At 73.2% G+C, this 4321-nt stretch carries 3 protein-coding genes; all 3 read left to right on the plus strand.

Features of this window, described 5'->3' with window-relative positions; translation table 11 throughout:
- Positions 1-617 precede the first annotated feature (617 nt).
- Complete coding sequence (moeZ, locus tag NBX02_RS04265; protein WP_250287297.1) at positions 618-1790, plus strand: adenylyltransferase/sulfurtransferase MoeZ; 1173 nt, start codon at positions 618-620, stop codon at positions 1788-1790.
- A gap of 272 nt (positions 1791-2062) precedes the next feature.
- Entirely contained in the window at positions 2063-2464 is a 402-nt protein-coding gene (locus NBX02_RS04270; RefSeq protein ID WP_250290073.1) for an MGMT family protein, read from the plus strand.
- Between the two features lie 366 nt (positions 2465-2830).
- Positions 2831-4321: ATP-dependent helicase (locus NBX02_RS04275; protein ID WP_250290074.1), on the plus strand; the 1491-nt coding region annotated here is incomplete at its 3' end.

Genomic DNA, 4321 nt, shown 5'->3' on the forward strand with positions numbered 1-4321 from the left:
TTTTTTTTTTCAAGCAAAAGACGGCATACGAGGGGGCGCTAGGCTCGTGGGCTCGGAGATGTGTATAAGGACGGTGCGGGGGCGGCCGGTGTCGCCGCCGGCAATGGCAATGGCAATGGCAATGGCCGGCAGGACGCGCGGAACGGGAAGAGAGCAGGCGGGCCCAGAGCCGGGGCCGCGGGCCGCAGGTAACGTCACCGCGGACCGGACCGGACCGGACCGGACCGGACCGGACCGGACCGGACCGGGACCGGACCAGGCGCTGGCGACGGGCCGCGGGCGAGCCGGGCGGCCGGCGTGGCGAGAACCGGGGCATGGCGGGCGGAGGCCACGGAAGTTTCCGCGCGCCGGCGGTGTTGTCGCCATCAGCCCACGGTCCGGGCATGTCGTGTTCACGTCGTCGGCGTCCGCCGCCGTCGGTGATCCATCGGTGGTCTCTGGCGGCGTCCGCCAACGGTGCTCTCTGTCAGCGGCCTCTGTCGGTGGCCTCTGTCGGTGGCCTCTGTCGGTGGCCTCTGTCGGTGGATCGCCGATGATGGCATGGCGTCCCTGCGAGGATGGGGATGACAGGGTAGCCGGACGTACGGATGCCAGCGCTGTAACCGCGAGGAGAGATCGTGTCACTGCCGCCTCTGGTCGAGCCAGCGGCCGACCTGACCATCGACGAGGTCCGCCGCTACTCCCGACACCTGATCATTCCGGATGTCGCCATGGACGGCCAGAAGCGGCTGAAGAACGCGAAGGTGCTCGCCGTCGGCGCCGGCGGGCTCGGCTCGCCGACCCTGCTGTACCTGGCCGCCGCCGGGGTGGGCACGCTCGGCATCGTCGAGTTCGACACCGTGGACGAGTCCAACCTGCAGCGTCAGATCATCCACGGGCAGTCCGACGTGGGGCGGTCCAAGGCGCAGTCGGCCCGGGACGCCATCCGCGAGACCAACCCATACGTCAAGGTCGTCCTGCACGAGACCCGGCTGGACACCTCGAACGTCACGGAGATCTTCAGCCAGTACGACCTGATCGTGGACGGGACGGACAACTTCGCCACCCGCTACCTGGTCAACGACGCCAGCGTGCTGCTCGGCAAGCCGTACGTGTGGGGGTCGATCTACCGGTTCGACGGGCAGGCGAGCGTGTTCTGGGCCGAGCACGGCCCGTGCTACCGCTGCCTCTACCCGGAGCCGCCCCCGCCCGGCATGGTGCCCTCCTGCGCCGAGGGCGGCGTGCTCGGCGTGCTGTGCGCGTCGATCGGGTCGATCCAGGCCACCGAAGCGATCAAGCTCCTGACCGGGATCGGCGAGCCGCTGGTCGGGCGGCTGACGGTCTACGACGCCCTGGAGCTGAGCTACCGCACCATCAGGGTCCGCAAGGACCCGGAGTGCCGGCTGTGCGGCAAGAACCCGACCATCACCGAGCTGATCGACTACGACGCGTTCTGCGGGATTGTCTCGGACGAGGCCGAGCGGGCCGCCGCCGGCTCGACGATCCTGGCCACCGAGCTCAAGGAGTGGCTCGACCGGGGCGAGCCGATCGAACTGGTCGACGTGCGGGAACCGGCGGAGTGGGAGATCGTGCGCATCCCGGGGGCGCGCCTGATCCCCAAGGGCGAGCTGCCGGCGCACCTGTCCGAGCTGCCGCAGGACCGCCGGGTCGTCGTCTACTGCAAGAGCGGGGTGCGCTCGGCCGAGGCGCTGGCGACGCTGAAGGGGGCGGGCTTCTCCTCGGCGGTGCACGTCCAGGGCGGGGTGACCGCCTGGGCGAACCAGGTCGACAAGTCGCTGCCCGTCTACTGATCCGCCCGTCTGCTGAACCGCCCGTCTGCTGAACCGCCTCCGGGTGGTCGTGGCACGGGTTCACGACTACCCGGGCGCGGCATGAGCTGCGCGAGTTTGTCGTCGTGTACGTTTTTCGGCCCCGGATGCGTACCGGACGGCAAACTCGCGGCGGTCTTCTTTGCTGGCCGGTGCTCGTTGACGTAGGGTACCGGCGGGGTGGCTGTGCATGCGATCATGTGGATACGTATGGTTGTACGACTGTTGCTCCGGGTCGTGTCGGAGGAGGTCGGATGCCAGTGGATGCCCGCCGGGCCGGGCGGCGACATGAGCCGCCGCTGAGCGTGTCCGCGGGGCTGGCCACCCGGATCAGTGTCGGTGGCTGGCCGAGCCCGTACGCGATGACCGTCCTCGAGGCGGTCACCCGGATCCCTCGCGGCAAGGTGATGACCTACGGTGACGTCGCCGAGTACGTGGGCGCAGGCACCGGCCGGACGGTCGGCGCGGTGCTCAGCCGGCACGGGCATGACGACGACGTGCCCTGGCACCGGGTGATCCGCTCCACCGGCGAGCCGAACCCGACTGCCCCGGTCGAGGCGCTGCGGCGGCTCGTCGCCGACGGCACCGCGCTGCGTCCCGGCGGGGAGCGGGTGGACCTGGCCGTGGCCCGCTGGGACGGCCGACCAACCGGCTGACGGCACGCCCCCGCCGGCCGCGCACCCCTGCCGGCGGCGCGGCTGACGGCCTCTTGTCACCTGTCTCCTGCTGTCCGCTCCCCCTATTTTCCTTTCCATCTGCTCCATCTGCTCCATCTGCTCGTTTCCGCCTGCCCGGCCTCGTGCCTGCCCGGCCTCGTCGCCGGGACGGCGCAGGAGAAGCTCGTGGCGCGAAGCCATGGGCGACGACGCGGCGGGTGGCCGGCTGAGCGCCGCCCGCGCGGTCGGACGTCCGTCGGACACCTCCTGGCCGTACCGGCGGGTTCGTCCGGTCCCGGTGGCGGAACGGGCGTTCTGGTGCCGGCCTATCCGGGTTTGTCGGTGGGACGTGGTGTGCTCTACTCCGTGACAGTTCATCGGGACGCCGTCGGCACCACCGGGGCCGGCGCGGCTGGCGGCGCCGCCGAAACCGGCGGGGCCGGCGGCCCGGCCGCCTACCGGCTCGTACGGACCCCGACGCCGCAGGTGCCCCCGCCCGCCCTCGACGCCGACCAGCGCCGGGTGGTCGATCATGCCGGGGGACCGCTGCTCGTCCTCGCCGGGCCCGGCACCGGCAAGACGACCACGATCGTCGAGGCGGTGGCCCGGCGGGTGCGCGACGGGCTCGACCCGGCGGCGATCCTCGTGCTCACCTTCAGCCGGCGCGCCGCGCGGGAGCTGCGGGAGCGCATCACCTGGCGGCTGGGGGCCGCGGTCGGCGTCCCGCTTGCCTGGACGTTCCACGCCTGGTGCTACGCGCTGCTGCGGCTGTACCGGCCCGACCCGCTCGGCGTCCCGCCGCGGCTGCTGTCCGGCCCCGAGCAGGACGCCCAGCTGCGCGACCTGCTCGCCGGCACGCGGGAGATCGGCCGCCCCCGGTGGCCGGCGGCCCTGGCGGGCTGTCTGACCACCCGCGGGTTCGCCGAGGAGGTCCGCGCGATGCTCGCCCGCGCCCGGGAGGTCGGTCTCGACCCGGACGCGCTGGCCCGGCTGGCCCACGGCACCGGCCGGGCGGACTGGGCGGCGATGGCGACCTTCTACGCCGACTACCTCGACGCCCTCGACCACGTGGGGGCCATCGACTACCCCGAGCTGGTGCAGCGGGCGGCCCTTGTCGCCGAAAGCGACGATGTCGGGCCCGAGCTGCGTCGCCGCTACCAGGCCGTGTTCGTCGACGAGTACCAGGACACCGATCCGGCGCAGGAACGGCTGCTGCGCGCTGTCGCCGGCGGCGGCGCCGACCTCGTCGTCGTCGGCGACCCGGACCAGTCGATCTACGGCTTCCGGGGGGCGGAGGTCCGCGGCCTGCTGGAGTTCCCGGCTCGTTTCCCCCGTGCCGACGGGCGTGCGGCCGATGTCGTCACCCTGCGGCGCTGCCGGCGGCTGGGCCCGCTCGCGCTCGCGGTCAGCCGGGAGGCCGCCCGGCGCATCCCCGCCACCGGCCTGCCCGCCGAGCATCTGCGCGCCCACCGGGAGCTGGTCGCCGCCGGCCCGCCCGTCGCCGAACGGGTGGAGGCACGCACATACACGACCGCCGGCGCCCAGGCCGAGGGCATCGCGGACCTGCTGCGCCGGGAACATCTGGAGAACGGCACCCCGTGGGAGCGGATGGCGGTCCTGGTCCGCAGCGCGACCCGGTCGATGCTGCCGCTGCGCCGGATGCTCGTCGCCGGCGGGGTGCCGGTCGAGGTGGCCGGCGACGAGCTGCCACCGGCCCGCGACGGCACGGTCGCCCCGCTGCTGCTCGCCCTGCGCTGCGTCGACAGCCCGCCGGGCGAGCTGACCGCGCAGGCGGCCCACACCCTGCTGACCAGCCCGCTGGGCGGGGCCGACCCGGGCGCGCTGCGGGCGCTGGGC

The sequence above is a fragment of the Protofrankia sp. CiP1_Cm_nod1 genome (assembly GCF_920888515.1).
GTDB lineage: Bacteria > Actinomycetota > Actinomycetes > Frankiales > Frankiaceae > Protofrankia.

Excerpts from the sequence above, each read along its gene's own strand:
- NBX02_RS04270 (WP_250290073.1), top strand. The coding sequence starts at position 2,063 with ATGCCAGTGGATGCCCGCCGGGCCGGGCGGCGACATGAGCCGCCGCTG.